The sequence below is a fragment of the Vulcanococcus sp. DEBay_Sum29NL08_54 genome (genome assembly GCF_017859255.1).
Lineage (GTDB): Bacteria > Cyanobacteriota > Cyanobacteriia > PCC-6307 > Cyanobiaceae > Vulcanococcus.
In genome coordinates, this window is the sequence record NZ_JAFMNJ010000004.1 from 83595 (window position 1) to 97289 (window position 13695).

23 protein-coding genes are annotated in these 13695 nt (G+C 64.9%); 13 read left to right on the plus strand and 10 right to left on the minus strand.

Annotated elements, in window-relative coordinates; translation table 11 throughout:
* The first annotated feature begins 82 nt into the window (after positions 1–82).
* From QZ186_RS02655 to trxB, 3 genes are all read left to right on the plus strand, one after another.
* On the plus strand, positions 83–1558 hold the full coding sequence (locus QZ186_RS02655) for a DEAD/DEAH box helicase family protein (RefSeq protein ID WP_010315721.1): 1476 nt from the start codon (positions 83–85) through the stop codon (positions 1556–1558).
* Positions 1559–1655: 97 nt separating this feature from the next.
* A complete protein-coding gene (locus QZ186_RS02660; protein ID WP_010315719.1) occupies positions 1656–1901 on the plus strand; it encodes a hypothetical protein in 246 nt (81 codons plus the stop codon).
* Between the two features lie 124 nt (positions 1902–2025).
* The gene (gene trxB / locus QZ186_RS02665; protein WP_247477342.1) at positions 2026–3396 is read left to right on the plus strand and encodes a thioredoxin-disulfide reductase; all 1371 of its coding nucleotides are present in this window, start codon (positions 2026–2028) and stop codon (positions 3394–3396) included.
* A 54-nt stretch (positions 3397–3450) separates the two neighbouring features.
* Here the strand turns inward: trxB and infA are convergent, their stop codons facing one another.
* A complete protein-coding gene (gene infA, locus QZ186_RS02670; RefSeq protein ID WP_010310444.1) occupies positions 3451–3717 on the minus strand; it encodes a translation initiation factor IF-1 in 267 nt (88 codons plus the stop codon).
* Between the two features lie 178 nt (positions 3718–3895).
* On the opposite strand from infA, the gene QZ186_RS02675 reads away from it, so the two are divergent.
* The 3 genes from QZ186_RS02675 to QZ186_RS02685 all read left to right on the plus strand — a co-directional run bounded on the left by QZ186_RS02675 (position 3896) and on the right by QZ186_RS02685 (position 5257).
* The gene (locus tag QZ186_RS02675; RefSeq protein WP_296415687.1) at positions 3896–4579 is read left to right on the plus strand and encodes a pseudouridine synthase; all 684 of its coding nucleotides are present in this window, start codon (positions 3896–3898) and stop codon (positions 4577–4579) included.
* Positions 4580–4770: 191 nt separating this feature from the next.
* Positions 4771–4914: a hypothetical protein gene (locus tag QZ186_RS02680; protein ID WP_247477340.1), complete on the plus strand. Its 144-nt coding sequence runs from the start codon at positions 4771–4773 to the stop codon at positions 4912–4914.
* Between the two features lie 4 nt (positions 4915–4918).
* On the plus strand, positions 4919–5257 hold the full coding sequence (locus QZ186_RS02685) for a hypothetical protein (RefSeq protein WP_010315700.1): 339 nt from the start codon (positions 4919–4921) through the stop codon (positions 5255–5257).
* On the opposite strand, the gene QZ186_RS02690 is transcribed toward QZ186_RS02685, so the two are convergent.
* Entirely contained in the window at positions 5254–5502 is a 249-nt protein-coding gene (locus QZ186_RS02690; protein ID WP_010315697.1) for a hypothetical protein, read from the minus strand. The two genes, QZ186_RS02685 and QZ186_RS02690, sit on opposite strands and share 4 nt — an antisense overlap.
* 89 nt (positions 5503–5591) lie before the next feature.
* Here QZ186_RS02690 and QZ186_RS02695 point away from each other — a divergent pair, with 89 nt between their 5' ends.
* Complete coding sequence (locus tag QZ186_RS02695) at positions 5592–6098, plus strand: hypothetical protein (protein ID WP_247477338.1); 507 nt, start codon at positions 5592–5594, stop codon at positions 6096–6098.
* Here QZ186_RS02695 and QZ186_RS02700 read toward each other — a convergent pair.
* Positions 6095–6280: a hypothetical protein gene (locus QZ186_RS02700; protein WP_010315693.1), complete on the minus strand. Its 186-nt coding sequence runs from the start codon at positions 6278–6280 to the stop codon at positions 6095–6097. The genes QZ186_RS02695 and QZ186_RS02700 overlap by 4 nt on opposite strands.
* Positions 6281–6440: 160 nt before the next feature.
* Between QZ186_RS02700 and QZ186_RS02705 the strand changes: the two genes are divergently transcribed.
* Positions 6441–6605 (plus strand): hypothetical protein, encoded by a 165-nt coding sequence (locus tag QZ186_RS02705; protein ID WP_296415663.1) that lies wholly within the window; start codon positions 6441–6443, stop codon positions 6603–6605.
* A 7-nt stretch (positions 6606–6612) separates the two neighbouring features.
* Here QZ186_RS02705 and QZ186_RS02710 read toward each other — a convergent pair whose 3' ends face one another.
* Positions 6613–6783, minus strand: a complete 171-nt coding sequence (locus QZ186_RS02710; protein WP_010315690.1) for a hypothetical protein — start codon at positions 6781–6783, stop codon at positions 6613–6615.
* Positions 6784–6930: 147 nt separating this feature from the next.
* Between QZ186_RS02710 and QZ186_RS02715 the strand changes: the two genes are divergently transcribed.
* Genes QZ186_RS02715 through QZ186_RS02725 form a run of 3 tightly spaced genes read left to right on the plus strand, consistent with a single transcriptional unit; the run spans position 6931 to position 8136 of the window.
* The gene (locus QZ186_RS02715) at positions 6931–7095 is read left to right on the plus strand and encodes a hypothetical protein (protein WP_296415665.1); all 165 of its coding nucleotides are present in this window, start codon (positions 6931–6933) and stop codon (positions 7093–7095) included.
* A gap of 7 nt (positions 7096–7102) precedes the next feature.
* On the plus strand, positions 7103–7642 hold the full coding sequence (locus tag QZ186_RS02720; RefSeq protein ID WP_296415667.1) for a DUF2808 domain-containing protein: 540 nt from the start codon (positions 7103–7105) through the stop codon (positions 7640–7642).
* Between the two features lie 11 nt (positions 7643–7653).
* Positions 7654–8136 carry a hypothetical protein gene (locus QZ186_RS02725; RefSeq protein ID WP_247477333.1) on the plus strand — a complete coding sequence of 161 codons (483 nt, stop codon included), beginning with the start codon at positions 7654–7656 and terminating at the stop codon, positions 8134–8136.
* Here QZ186_RS02725 and QZ186_RS02730 read toward each other — a convergent pair.
* The 4 genes from QZ186_RS02730 to QZ186_RS02745 are packed head-to-tail and all read right to left on the minus strand — an operon-like array spanning position 8133 to position 10690.
* Entirely contained in the window at positions 8133–8348 is a 216-nt protein-coding gene (locus QZ186_RS02730) for a hypothetical protein (RefSeq protein WP_010315681.1), read from the minus strand. The two genes, QZ186_RS02725 and QZ186_RS02730, sit on opposite strands and share 4 nt — an antisense overlap.
* Before the next feature lie 56 nt (positions 8349–8404).
* A complete protein-coding gene (locus tag QZ186_RS02735) occupies positions 8405–9367 on the minus strand; it encodes an NAD(P)H-binding protein (RefSeq protein WP_010315679.1) in 963 nt (320 codons plus the stop codon).
* 60 nt (positions 9368–9427) lie between these two features.
* On the minus strand, positions 9428–9529 hold the full coding sequence (gene petM, locus QZ186_RS02740) for a cytochrome b6-f complex subunit PetM (RefSeq protein ID WP_010315676.1): 102 nt from the start codon (positions 9527–9529) through the stop codon (positions 9428–9430).
* A gap of 18 nt (positions 9530–9547) precedes the next feature.
* Positions 9548–10690: a N2,N2-dimethylguanosine tRNA methyltransferase gene (locus QZ186_RS02745; RefSeq protein ID WP_296415669.1), complete on the minus strand. Its 1143-nt coding sequence runs from the start codon at positions 10688–10690 to the stop codon at positions 9548–9550.
* A 19-nt stretch (positions 10691–10709) separates the two neighbouring features.
* Here QZ186_RS02745 and QZ186_RS02750 point away from each other — a divergent pair, with 19 nt between their 5' ends.
* The gene (locus QZ186_RS02750) at positions 10710–11663 is read left to right on the plus strand and encodes an alpha/beta fold hydrolase (RefSeq protein WP_296415670.1); all 954 of its coding nucleotides are present in this window, start codon (positions 10710–10712) and stop codon (positions 11661–11663) included.
* Positions 11660–12190: an acetolactate synthase small subunit gene (gene ilvN, locus QZ186_RS02755; RefSeq protein WP_010315670.1), complete on the plus strand. Its 531-nt coding sequence runs from the start codon at positions 11660–11662 to the stop codon at positions 12188–12190. Before QZ186_RS02750 ends, ilvN begins: the two co-directional genes overlap by 4 nt.
* On the opposite strand, the gene QZ186_RS02760 is transcribed toward ilvN, so the two are convergent.
* Both QZ186_RS02760 and QZ186_RS02765 read right to left on the minus strand, forming a co-directional pair.
* Positions 12187–12888, minus strand: a complete 702-nt coding sequence (locus tag QZ186_RS02760) for a peptidylprolyl isomerase (RefSeq protein ID WP_247477331.1) — start codon at positions 12886–12888, stop codon at positions 12187–12189. The two genes, ilvN and QZ186_RS02760, sit on opposite strands and share 4 nt — an antisense overlap.
* 3 nt (positions 12889–12891) lie before the next feature.
* Positions 12892–13458, minus strand: coding sequence for a photosystem I assembly protein Ycf4 (locus QZ186_RS02765; RefSeq protein WP_029626171.1), 567 nt, complete (start codon positions 13456–13458; stop codon positions 12892–12894).
* Positions 13459–13695: the final 237 nt, after the last annotated feature.

Sequence of the window (13695 nt, forward strand, 5' to 3'; positions counted from 1 at the left end):
GCCGGAAGTTAGTGCCTCCAGCGCCAATGCGAATAGGTAGAAGTGCCCAACTTTTTTGGCCGAATCGCCACACAATGGCGGCATGCCATCGCTGTCCTTCGACCTGCGCGTTCCCCGGCGCGCTCCGGCTGCCGCCAAGGCTGTTGAGCAGCGGCCGCTCAGCAACCTGCAACCGCGGCAGTGGCAGACCCAGCTGATCCAACTGCTGCGGCGCCGGCTGGAAACCAACCGGGGCAGCGATGTTCTGATCAACGCCGGGCCCGGGGCCGGCAAAACCCTCGGGGCCCTGCTGAGCTTTGAACGGTTGCTTCGAGAAGGCCGGCTGGAGCGCTTTCTGGTCTTCTGCCACCGCAGCTCCATCGCCGCCCAGTGGATTGCCTCTGCCGAGCGGCTCAATCTGAAGATCCAGGACTGGCAACCGGGGCTCTGCGGCAGCGACCTGGCGGACAGCCAGGGCCTATTGCTCACCTATCAGGCGGCGGGCCGCAACCTGGAGTCCCTGGAGCAGCAGCTCAAGCAGTGGGGCTGGGGTCCCTGGCTGGCCATCGCCGATGAGGTGCACCACCTCGGGGTCGACCCGGAGGAACCGGAGGCCACGGCCTGGGGCCATGCCTTTAGCCGGCTCAGCCAAAGCGCCCAGTTGCGCCTGGGGCTCACCGGGACGCCGTTTCGAGCCGACAACCTCGGCTTCTGTGCCGCCCGGCGGATCCAGGTCCATGACGGCCAGGAGTGGGTCGAGCAGATCGCTCCTGATCTGAGTGTCGAGCCCAGGGAATTGATCCAGGCCGGTGACGTGCGCCCCCTGGAATTCCGCTTCCAGGACGGCTGGGTGGATCACGGCCGGCAGGGGGAACTGTCAGACACCGAGCGCTCGCCCCTCTCCCAGGAAGAGCGCGAGAGCTGGCGGGCGCGGAACCTGCGGCGCGCCATTCGCCTGGGGGACAGCAGCAGCATCGCCCTGCGGCTGCTGCTCAATGCCCGCAAACGGCTGGAATCCGTTCGGCGCGAGCATCCAGAGGCGGGCGGCCTGGTGGTGGCCCGTGACATTGCCCATGCCCGCCGGATTTGCGGACTGCTGGAGGAGGAAGGGGACCGGGTTCAACTGGTGCACTCCCAAGACCCCGAAGCCGCAGAACGCATGGAGCGCTTCAAGGCGGGCGATTCCGACTGGCTGGTGAGCATCGACATGTGCGCCGAGGGCTTCGATGCACCGAGGCTGCGGGTGGTGGCCTACCTCACCACCGTCGTCACCCGCACTCGCTTCGTGCAGGCCATCACCCGAGCCGTTCGCATGAATGGAGAGCGGGCCAGCGCCGAGAGCGTGCCGCGGCACCCCTCCTACGTCTTTGCCCCAGCCGATCCGCTGCTGATGCAGTACGCCCGGACCTGGTCCCTGAGCGAGCCCTACGTCCTGAGGCCGAAAAGCAGCGACGCTCCGGAAGAAGCAAGTGGACAAAACCGAGGCGCCAGTTTGCCGCTGCAGGCCGTCGAGGATGGTGCCGGAGGGGTGATTCGGGTGCGAGGACCACGCCTTCCTGACTTTTTAATGCAGCAATGACTACATCGAATATTCAGCACTGAATGCGAATTTGTGCGAATCAAGCCCGGAAAGCGGCACTCCAGCCGCCAACCTGGTCTCAACCGCACGGAGAACCATGCACGGTTCAACCCAACGGCGCATCTCGGTCGCAAGCAACTGGGCCGTCACTCGCATCGCTTACCTGGATGATCGCGAGCTTTATGAAGACAGCTACGCCCTGACAGAGGAGTTCCGGGAATGGATCCTCTGCGCCGACGACCAGCCCGAACTGATCCTGGACCAGGTCTTGATGGTGCCCAGCTTCGAGAAGGGCTCAGAGAACGAAACCAGCAACGAATCCGACGGCCTACTTGAAATCTAAAGAGAATCTTTAGACCTTCCCGTTTATTTGCTCTGGCGAAGGGGATACGGACAACCGTCCAGCCCCTCCCCAATCGCCGCCAGGGAGATCCCTAAACTAAAGCGAAGTCATTCCGCTTTAGGCCATGGCCGCTGGCGCGCCCGGATCGGTTGAAAACCTCGTCATCGTGGGCTCCGGCCCCGCCGGCTACACCGCAGCGATCTACGCCGCCCGGGCCAACCTCAGCCCTGTGGTGATCACGGGTTTTCAGGACGGCGGAATCCCTGGCGGTCAGCTGATGACCACCACCCACGTCGAGAACTTCCCCGGCTTCCCCGATGGAATCCTCGGCCCCGAGCTGATGGACCGGGTCAAGGCCCAGGCCGTCCGCTGGGGCACCCGCTTAATCGAGGCCGACGCCGAGGCCATCGACCTCTCCCAGCGCCCCTTCCGGATCCAGGCGGACGGGCAGACCATCCAGGCCCACGCTGTGATCCTGGCCACGGGTGCCAGCGCCAATCGCCTGGGCCTCCCCAGCGAGCAGCGCTTTTGGAACGCCGGCATCAGCGCCTGCGCCATCTGTGATGGTGCGACCCCGCAGTTCCGGGATGTGGAGCTGGCGGTCGTCGGCGGAGGCGACTCCGCCTGCGAAGAAGCGGTCTATCTGACCAAATACGCCAGCCGCGTCCACCTGATCGTGCGCAGCGACAAGCTCCGCGCCAGCAAGGCCATGGCAGACCGGGTGCTGGCCAACCCCAAGGTGCAGGTGCACTGGAACCGTCAGGTGGCGGACTGCAGCGGTGGCGAGTGGCTCGAGGCGATCCAGCTCAAGGATCCCGCGACCGGCCAGAGCGAAGAGCTCCCCGTGCGGGGCATGTTCTATGCCATCGGCCACACCCCCAACACCCGCCTGGTGCGCGAGCAGCTCAGCACCGATGGCAAGGGCTACCTGATCACCCAGCCGGGGCGCCCCGAGACCAGCCTTGAGGGGGTCTATGCCGCCGGAGACGTGGCCGATGCGGAGTGGCGCCAGGGGATCACGGCCGCCGGTAGCGGCTGCCAGGCCGCCCTCGCCGCCGAACGCTGGCTGACGGAGAAGGACCTGGCGGTCACCGTCAGCCATGAGCCCGTCGATCCAGCCGAGGTGGGCGAAACCAAGCGCACGGCCGTCAGCGATGAGGCCAACTTCAGCAGCGATGCCCTGTGGCAGAAGGGAAGTTTTGCCTTGAGGAAGCTGTATCACGACAGCACCAAACCGCTGGTGGTCGTCTACACCTCACCCACCTGCGGCCCCTGCCACGTGCTCAAACCGCAGCTCAAGCGCGTCCTGGATGAACTGGGAGGACAGGCCCAGGGCATCGAAATCGACATCGAGGCCGAACAGGAGATTGCGCAGCAGGCCGGTGTCAGCGGCACACCCACCGTTCAGGTCTTCCTGAACAAGGAACTCAAGCAACAGTTCCGCGGGGTCAAGCAGCGCAGCGAGTTCAAGGCGGCGATCGAAAGCCTGCTCTAGGCGGCACGGCCCACAAAAAACCCCTGGCCGCTTTGGCCAGGGGTTGAAGAGTGATCAACGACGACGGGGACCGCCAGGACGGTTTCCACCTGGACGGGGGCCGGCGTTGGCGTTGCGCTCGCGGTAGGTGATGCGACCGCGGCTCAGGTCGTAGGGGCTGATCTCCACCAGCACCTTGTCGCCCGCCAGCAATTTGATGCGGAACTTGGTCAGCTTGCCGGCGGCGCGGCAGAGGCATTGGTGGCCAGCGGGCTGCTCGAGGGTGACCAGGTAGAACCCGTTGCCCTGTTCCTTCTCGATGACGCCGGAGGTCTCAATCATGCGCTGCTGCTAGTGGCCAACCCAAGTGCTCTCCACAGCTTAGTTGTCGCTAGGGTCGCGGCTCACGATTGTTTTGGCAGCCGGCATGGTTCTCCCCCCCGTTTCGATGGATCTGGGTCTGCTGATGATCTCGATCGGGGTTGTGAATCTCTGGAAGGCTCGCCAGGCCTCCTGAACCCTGACCACCCTCCTGTTCCACAAGCCCTACGGCGTTCTCAGTCAGTTCACCCCTGAAGAGGGCAGTCGCTGGGGTTGCCTGGCCGATTACATCGAGGTTCCCGGTGTCTATGCAGCGGGGCGGCTGGATGCCGATAGCGAAGGCCTGTTGCTGCTGACCAGCAACGGAAGACTGCAGCAGAGGCTGACCGATCCCTCCTGGGGCCACTGGCGCCGCTACTGGAGCCAAGTCGAGGGCATTCCCAGCGAGGATGCCCTCAACGCCCTGCGCTCAGGGCTGGTGATTCAGGGCCAACGCACCCTGCCCGCCCAAGCGCAGGCCCTGCAGGACCCGGGTTGGCCCGAGCGTGATCCACCCATTCGCGTGCGCCAGAGCATCCCCACCAGCTGGCTGCAGCTGGAGCTCCGGGAGGGGCGTAACCGGCAGGTGCGGCGGATGACCGCGGCCGTCGGACTGCCCACCCTGCGGCTGCTGCGGGTGGCGATGGACCTGATGGATGGAGGCCCACCTCTCAGCCTGGACGGGCTGGCACCGGGCCAGTGGCGATCGGTCAATGACGACGAAGATCGACGGCTTCAATCCCTGCTGCAATCAGGCCGGGGCGGCCGCGCGGGGGGCGGAAAGTCGGGCCGCGCTGGAGGCTGGGGGAAGGGTGGCGTCGCCAAAGCCAAATTCCGGAGATAAGACAGGGGAAACGCGCGCGCTTCCCCATGGACTACGCCGTGCCCCTACTGGTTGCAGGCATTGTGAGCGCTCTGGCTCTCTATGGAGTGCGAGAGTTGATCCGTGAAGTTGCCGTTGTGCTGGCGCACAAAGGCCATGCCGGGAGCAGCTAAGCATTGAGGAGCGCTGGGGATCTGCTTCGAACAGCAGCGGTGCTCAGCTTCTGGGTCCTGCTGGTCAGCACTGCCGTTCTCTCCTCTCAGCTGCGGCTGCAGCGCTCCAAAAACAGCATTGATTTTTGCGACCAGGACAGCCTGAGCAAGGTCTGCAACTTCCACGCAGTGCTCACGGACTGATTCGGTGAAACAGCTACCTGGCCGCCAACGCCCCCGCTGGATCACGGTCCTGCTGCAGGGTTGCGCCGCCGTGGTGGCCACGATCTGGCTGGCCAGCCTGTTGCCCTATCTGCTGCTGATGGCGCTGGTGGTCAGCCTGATGCTGATCCCGACTCTCCGGCGCCTGCGCAAGGAGGCCGAGCAGACGGTCGCCGCGCAACAACGCAATCCCTTCCAGGGGACTCCGCTGGAGCCGTTTTTCGAGAACCTGTACCGCCAAGCGGCCCCACGGCCGATGGTGGATGTCACACCACCCCACCGCAAGCTGATCCGCACCTTCTGGCAGTGGCGCCAACGGCGCTAGATGCGTTCCCGGTGCTTGGTGCGTAGGCGCTCAGTCACCAAGACCCCTTTGGTACCGAAATCCAGGCCATCCACGAGGGCGACCTCGGCCTCAATGCCCTCGGCCCTGAGCTGCTCGATCAGGCCCTTCATCACCTGCTCCTCCACCAGCTTCTGGTCCAGGCGGTCGGGGGTCAGCGCCTCAAACAAGCGGTTGGTTTTGGCCGCAACGACCTTGGAGGCGTTGGTGATTTTTAAAACCAGCATTCGCCTGAATCGAGGCCGCGCCCGGTAGTCCTAATCGCTTCATCCAGGCTCCGCAATCGCTACGGTCTGCCAAAGGGGGAGATCGGGCGATGGGGGATTCCGAGCAGTTCGTCAAAAACCTCGTGGGCGATGTGCGCCAACTGCTGCGCGCGCCAGCCAATTTGGTCAAGGCGGAACGGGAATGGTCCCTCTCCACAATCTGCGCTGTGATCGATGCCCGAAACAGCGCTCCGCAGGTGGTCACCACCCACGTCGGCACGATCAATTCAGTACTGGTGGCCAGTAGTGCCCTCGATCACCCCTTACTGCAGTCCTTTCTCAAGCGAGCCAGGGAAAGTGACCCAGAGCGAGCCCTAACGGAATTCCTCGATAGTTCCGAGGCGGAGGACTTCACCGAGGTCTATGAGCGTTATCGCGAAGAGCGCGAAGAAAAGGGCCATGCGGTTTGGTCCGTCGGCGATTCTGCAGCCTTTGTGGCCAAATCTCGGGAGGCCTGGAAAGACCGCGAACTGGCCTGCGTTGCGATCACTCCAGGACCGACCAGCAATACCCACGGGGTCCTCACCTTCTCCCTACCCCTGGACTGGCTCTCCTAGCAGGAGAGGCCCTGCTGGTGCTCGATCGCCCACTTGGTGGCTGCCTTTTGGGTCTGCCAAGCCTGCATCAATTGCTTGGCTAGATCGCGCAATTGGTCCGGATCCGTTGTGGCATCCAGAGCGCGATTGAAACGCTCAATCTCAAACTGCTGACCAACCGTGAGTTCGATCGCGTTGGACATTGCGCCTTCAGTCGATGACTGATGGAAACGTATCGGGCTGAACCAAGCAAGACGTAACAGCAGCTACGAGTCAGCGCGATTGTCAGTGTTTCAGGTTGTAAGCAAAGCCACGCCGCCTCGTCCGCGCAGTTGAGAGTGATGGTCTTGCAGATGCAATCCGATGCAGCTGAGTTGGGCCCAACATCTGCAAACGGCCCGACTGATCGAGCGCAGCAGCCATCAGGATTGCGGTACTGCCCTCGCCCTCATGGGCATGGCCCTGCTGGTCCTCAGCGAAGACCTAGCCCGCGCTCAAGAGCAAGAACGGGCTGCGGTCCTGCGCTGACAGCTCCTCAGGCGCTCTTGAGGTCGCAGTGATCGTCCGCGTGGAGTTCCTGATCGGCCACGAGCAACAGGTCCATCAGGCTGGCGAAGTCATGCTCTGAGAGCTCGCCGCTGGGCTGCCACTTCAGGCAGGTCCTCCGTTCGCAGCTTCCGGATTCTGGGTGCCGTTGATCAGCCATCGTCCCCTCCTCTGGCTGTGGTTCTTTTCCTACGACGAGGGAAAGAGTGGTGTCCAGAGCAGAAATACCGGGCCTTACGCAAACATGAAGACCCGCCCAAGGACTGGCCTGTTAGTGCTGGAGTGGACCAGGCGCAAGCGGTGAGACATGGAACAGCACGGTTCTTCAACTGCAGACCAGGCGGCCGCCGACCGGGACTGGCAGGTGCACAACCCTCGGGTCTCCAGCGAGCAACTCGAAGCACTGCGCCAACAGGAAAAGCTGGTGGCCCACCGCGTGCGCCTGCAACAGCAAAAGGATCTCGCGGCCTAAGCAACGGATGGCACGGGTCCTGCGCTGGTTCCTGCTCGGGGCATTGAGCCTGGGAGCAGCGACGCCTGGCCGATCCCTTGAACTCAACGGTCAGAGCTATTTCACCCAGCCCCCCTGGAGGGTTGAGTTCACCAACTACGACTGGCTCGTCGACCAGGGGGGGCCTGAATATTTTTTCACCGTCTCACTGGCGCAGAACGCCGGGGCAGATCTCGGTGGACTGGTGATCACCCAAACCTCAGGCAGCGATCAGACCTTCTGGATTGACCCCACACAAACCACGGCGTTCTTCGGGCGCCCGCGCCAAGAGGGGACAGCGATTCCGGTCCGCGCCCAGTTCCATGAACAAAAACGGATCATGCGAGTGGAGTTTCCCGAGCCACCGCCCGCGGGTTCGACCCTGACCGTGGTCCTGCGGCCACCCAACAACCCCTCCCTCAACGACCTCTATCTCTTTGCAGTCGAGGCCCTGCCAGCGGGCCCCAACCCTGCTGCTGCACCCCTGGGCTTCGCCAGGATGGAGATCCTCGATGACTGGGGGCGCTAGAGACTGCTGCCATGGCAAAGGACAGCGGCATCCAGGCTCTGGTGGAGAGCGTGCGCGAGGAGCTAGCGGACATCGCCCGCCAGGCAGAAGCGCAGGCGAGCTGGTCCCTTGCGCTGCCTGTGGCCGTGATCGATGCCCGCAAACCACCCACCCGGGTCTACGCGACGGCGATTGGAACGATCGGATCGGTGCTGCGCATCTCCCGCACCGTGGATCACCCCTTAATCCAACAGCTCTTCGTGCTGCATGAAGAGATCGGACCCGAGCCAGCGATTGAGGCCCTGCTCAACGGAGCCGATGGCGAGGAATTTGCTGAGCTTTGGGAGGAGTACCGGGAAGAGGCCAAAGGCGAGCTGGTCTGGGGAGCGAACGACGCGGCTGCCTTTGTGACCAAGAGCAAGGCCTGCCATCAAGACCATGAACTCGCTCTAGTCGCCTTGGTTCCGGGACACCTCTATTCCTGCGGTGTCCCGATCCGCTCCCTCACCGCCTAGCCCAGGGCGTCCTTCAGCTCACGCACCACCTGGAGCTGCCCGTAGTAGTAGTTGGCGCGGGCACGGCGATCGGCATCCTCCATGCTGTCGACTACGTCAAAACCGACGGTCTGCCAGAGATCACTGCCGCAGGCGCGGCTGACCTCTTCGACGGCCTCTTGCTCAAGCAAACCGAGACGACGCTGCAGGTTCTTGATCTGAGCAATGGCCACCGAGCTGCCTCAACACTGAATTAATAGTACAAGCGCACCACTCGTTGCGCCAGGGGTCAGAAGGGGAGCTTCTTCTTAGCGTCCTTGTCCAGATCGGCCTCCATGTCGCGCAGGCGCTTGAGGATCGTGTCGTAGTACTCCTTCAGGTAGGCCTCCATCTCGGTGGTCTCCGCGGGGTCCAGGCCGAAGGCGGCATAGCTCTCCTCCATCGGAGCCGACAGGGGCTCGCCACCGCCCATCACCTTGTCGAAGGCCAGGCGTTCCGCCACGTTCACGGCGGGCTCAAAGAAGGAGCTGAAGCCCTGCATCAACCGCAGCAGGAAGGGCTGCACGCGAATCACGCGAGCACTCTTGCCGGTGTACTTCTCACACATCTGGGTGATCTCACCGGTGCTCCAGGCCCGATTTCCCACCACCGGGAAGGCCTTGCGGCTGGTCTCCGGGCGAGCCAGGGCGGCCACCGCAAAGCGGGCCAGGTCCTGGGTGTTCATGTAGGCAATCGGGGTCGGCGTGCCGCTCACCCAGACGGTCTGGCTTTCCAGAACCGGAATCGCGATCTGACTGATCAGGCCCTGCATGAAGGCCACAGCGCGCAGGATCGTGTAGTCGAAGTCGGAATCGATCAGGGCCTGCTCGGTGCAGTGCTTGATGTCCATCAACGGGACATCGCGATGCTTCTCGGCCCCCAGGAGGGAGAGGAAGACAAAACGCTTCACCCCGGCGCGCTCACAGGCGTTCAGGAGATTGAGCTTCCCGGTCCAATCGGTGTCGTAGACGCTGCCCGCATCCGTGGCCCGCGCCGTCGCGGCATCAATGACAGCCTCTTGCCCCTCTAGGGCGTAATCGAGGCTGTCGGGCTCCAGCAGGTCGCCGCGGGTCAGTTCACAGCCCCACTCCTGCAGGAAGGCCGCCTTGCGCGGCGAACGCACCATGCAGCGGACCTGATGGCCGGCATCCAGGGCCTGACGCGCGATCTGGCGACCCAGGGTTCCGGTTCCACCGATCACCAGGACCTGCATCGGGCTGACTCGAAAGACGCCCGAGCCTAAAGGCGAGCCGAACCGGCCCGCGATCAGGGATCAGTTGTCGCCTTGGAGCTTCAGCAGCAGGGCGCCGCCCACCAGACCCAGGGGAATCAGAACCCAGAACAGCGCTGCGGTGCCGAAGATTTCCGAGGCCATGAACCCAAGCCGTAACGGCTACCTATTTAGCGCAGAAGCCAGCTCCACCACGCGTCTGAAGGGCGCATTGCAGCGGAACTGAGCAGACATCACCCCGGAGCGCTTGGCCTCATAGCCCTCCGAGCGCAGGCCGTCGATCAAGGCATCCAAGCGGGGCGGGCCGCCCCCCAGACGTTTTGCCAGCACATCCAGCGGCCAACACGACACCGGCAAACCGTCGTCAGCGCGCAGCCCCTCCAATAGACGGCGGCTCGCCGGAGCCAGGCTCTGCTGGGGCAGGGCCTGGGACTCCTCAAGCAGCTCCTGCAGAACCAGCGGGTCCTGCAGGGGGCCCAGCCAGAGGGGCCCCGAAATTGCCAGGGGAGCGGCCGAGTCATCACCGCAGGCGCAGGGCGGCCATCGGCGCAGCCGCAACAGGCTCTGTTGGGACTGCTCCGCACAGCGATGGCAGTAGGCCCAGAGCCCCAACTGCTCCTCCTCCCGAGGCTGGGGGCGACGCAACAACTGAACGGCCGTCCGGAAGGTGCGGCCCTCACTAAAGGAGAACAGGGGCCGGATGCCCCGGCCGAGGGCCCAGGCGGCCTTGGCCACCACCGCCAACTGAAGGCGGAGGGCCAGCTCCCAGCTGGAGGGATGGGCCCGCGCTGCAGCCCCCAGGGAGCGGATCGCCGCGGGGCGGTCATGGCCTGTCGGAGAGCGACCGTCGGTGCTGGCCAGGTAGAGAACGCCCCCGAACTCCAGGGCCTCTAGCGCCAAGGGAACCAGGGCTGTGGGGCAGCCAAAGGCGTCCAGGTCGAGCAGATCGAAACGCCGCTGCTGCATCAAGCAATCGGCCAGCAGGTGCTGGGCCGTGCGGGCACTGATCTCCAGACGACGGTCCCCCAGGGGCTGGAGGTTCTCCTGCAGCAGGGGCAGGCGATCCCCGTCGGCATCGTTCGCCCAGACCTCCTGGGCCCGCCCCTCCAGGCCATAACGCAGGGCGCGAATGCCGCAGCCGGCCATGGCATCGAGCACCCGCCCGGGCCTCTCCCGGGTCAGCCACCGGCTCAGCAGGACTCCCGCATCCCGAGAGGGACGGGATTGCGGCCGAAAAAAGCCCGGCCCCAGCACCAGTTGCGCGGCCCCTTCGCAATAGTGAGCTGGGCTAGCCGTGTCGGCCACTGTGACTGCGCCACCGCGATTGAATCTCCAGCCTGCCTCTGCGGGGGTGCACTGGGGTGAGCACGGGACCTGGCACTGGCAAGGCCACGCCTGCCATTGGCGCGTCGTCGGAGAGCGGAGCGCACCTGCGCTGGTCTTGATCCATGGCTTTGGTGCCGCCAGTGGCCACTGGCGGCACAACGCCGCCGCCTTCGCGCAGGCCGGCTGGTGCGTCTATGCCATCGACCTCGTGGGCTTTGGCGACTCCAGTCAGCCGCGGCACCGTCGCCATCGCCCCCTGGACAACAGGCTTTGGGCGCGGCAACTCCAGGGCTTTCTGGAGCAGGTCGTCCAGGGACCGGCGGTCCTGGTGGGCAACTCCCTGGGGAGCCTGGTGGCCGTGACCTGCGCCGTCTTTTTTCCCACCTGGGTGCAGGGAGTCGTGGCGGCCCCGCTGCCCGATCCCACGCTGCTGATGCCCCTGCGGCGGCGGCGGCCCCGCTGGCGCCGGGCCTGGAAGCGCCGGCTGGTGATCGTCCTCTGTCGGATCCTGCCGCTGGAGCTGCTGGTCCCCCTGATCGCACGAACACCGCTGTTGGATCTCGGGCTGCGCAGCGCTTATCAGGACCAGGGGGCGGTGGACGGCGAACTGCGGCGGCTGATCGCCCGGCCGGCCCTGCGTCCCCAGGCGGCCCAGGCCCTGCGGGCGATGAGCATCGGCATGGCCCTGCGCCCCCGCGAAGCCACCGCCGCCCCACTGCTGCAACGGATGCAGCAACCACTGCTGGTGCTCTGGGGCAGCCAGGACCGCCTGGTCCCAGCCCAGATCAGCCGGCAACTGCAGCCCCACAAGAGCGATCTCCAGCTCCAGCTGCTTCAGGAGCTGGGGCACTGTCCCCACGACGAACACCCTGAACTGTTCAACAGGGTGGTGACCACCTGGCTGGCACGTAACTTGGGGAGCGGTCAGCCACGCGAACAGCCCTGGGCATGAAGCACACCCTCTCGGTGCTGGTGGAAGACGAATCCGGTGCCCTCAGCCGCATCGCTGGTCTGTTCGCCCGTCGCGGCTTCAACATCGAAAGCCTGGCCGTCGGCCCGGCCGAGAAGCGCGGCCACTCCCGTCTGACGATGGTCGTGGACGGTGACGCCCAAACCCTCGAGCAGCTCACCAAACAGCTGGACAAGCTGGTGAACGTGCTGGCGGTCACCGACCTCACCCCGATCCCTTCAGTGGAGCGGGAACTGATGCTGATCAAGGTCTCGGCACCGCCGGAAAACCGCGCCGCCATCCTCGATCTGGTGCAGGTGTTCCGCGCCAAGGTTGTCGACGTGGCCGACAGCGCTCTGGTCATCGAAGTCGTGGGGGACCCCGGCAAGCTCGTGGCCATCGAGAACGTGCTCGAGAGCTACGGAATCCTGGAGATTGCCCGCACGGGCCGCATCGCTCTGGAGCGCGCCTCCGGAGTGAATACGGCCTACCTGAAGGTCACCAGCCTGGACAAGCGGGTTCCCGCCTAATTGGCGTCGCGCACCAGCGTTCCGCCCTCTAGGACGCTGGCGCTGATCAACTTGTCGCCCTGGTTGATCTGATCGACGACATCCATCCCCTTGGTCACCCGGCCAAAGACGGCATAGCGACCGTCGAGCTCAGGCAGGGCCCGCAGGGCGATGTAGAACTGCGCGCTGGCTGAGTTGGGATCACTGGAGCGGGCCATCGCCAGGGAGCCGCGCTCATGGGGCAGCTTCAGACGCTGCTGTTGGGTTGGACTGGTCACAATCTCCCCGTAACGGGGGCCGGATTCACCCTCAAACAGCAGTTCCAGGGGGATGAAGCGCGGCTGGCCGCTGGAGGGGTCGATGAAGCTGCCGGTTCCCAGAGCCGAGACAGGGGTTTCGGGCTTGGAGCTCTGGGGGTCGCCGCCCTGAACGACAAAGGGAATCGGCTCTTTGACCACCCGGTGGAAGACGGTGCCGTTGTAGGCGCCGCGGCGGACCAGATCGACAAAGTTGCCAGCGGTCAGGGGGGCCTCCGCCCCGTCCAGGCTCAGCTGAACAACACCCTTGCTGGTTTTGAGCTCGACCAGGGCCTTGCCCTGCAGGCAGGGGACTCCCGCTGTTCCGCAGCCGTAGCTCGCCGTCGGCGAGGGGGCGGCGCAGGCCACCAGTCCAAAGGGACTGAGGACCAGCAAGAGGGCTAGAAGAAGGGAGCGCACCATCGCTCAGACGCCCTCCAGGGGAACCCCAAGGAAGCGGGCCAGCTCAGCACCGCCGCGCTCCAGCTCCGCCAGCGGCATCGGCTCACCGACGGTGGTCAGGGGCAGATCGCGGCGACCCTGAACGCGCAGGGCCAGACGACGGCGGGGATTGAGGCCGTCGCGCACGTCCACCTTGACCGCCTGGATCTCCTTGAGGGGAGTGCTGACACTGATCAACTCGCGGAAGCCGCGGCGGGTGACCGTCAGCTGACCACTCTTTTTATTGAAGCTGTTACTGCCGGCGCCCACATCGATGGCAATCACGGCCCAGAGATAGGTGGAGAGCAGGGCGGCGGCGATGCCGTAGAGGCCCATGACCAGTCCCTGGGGAACCCAGGAGAGGGCAGCCGGGTGGCCGATCGGCAGCAGATCCTTGCCCAGGTAGCTCGAGGCGCTGGTCAGGAGAAAACCCAGTCCCCCCGTGCTGACCACAGCGGCCACCAACACATTGGAGAGACGGCGGGAGCCCACCACCGCCTGCTCAAGCAGATCAGAGGAGGGTGCAGCCTTGGCGGCGGAGGCCGATGCCATGCAGGGCAGGATCCGAGGGCCTGCCATCTTCGCTCCCCCGCGCGCCCCTCTGGGGAGGACTAGGCATTAGTACTTAAAAACGCAATGGTGACGTGGCGTGTCAGGCCGTCAAAACCCGTCTCGCAGCGCCAATGAACGTTGTTACCATCGCCCGGTAACCCACAGCTCGCGGTTTTCCCACCCATGACGATCGCTGTAGGGCGCGCGCCGCAGCGGGGATGGTTCGACGTCCTCGAT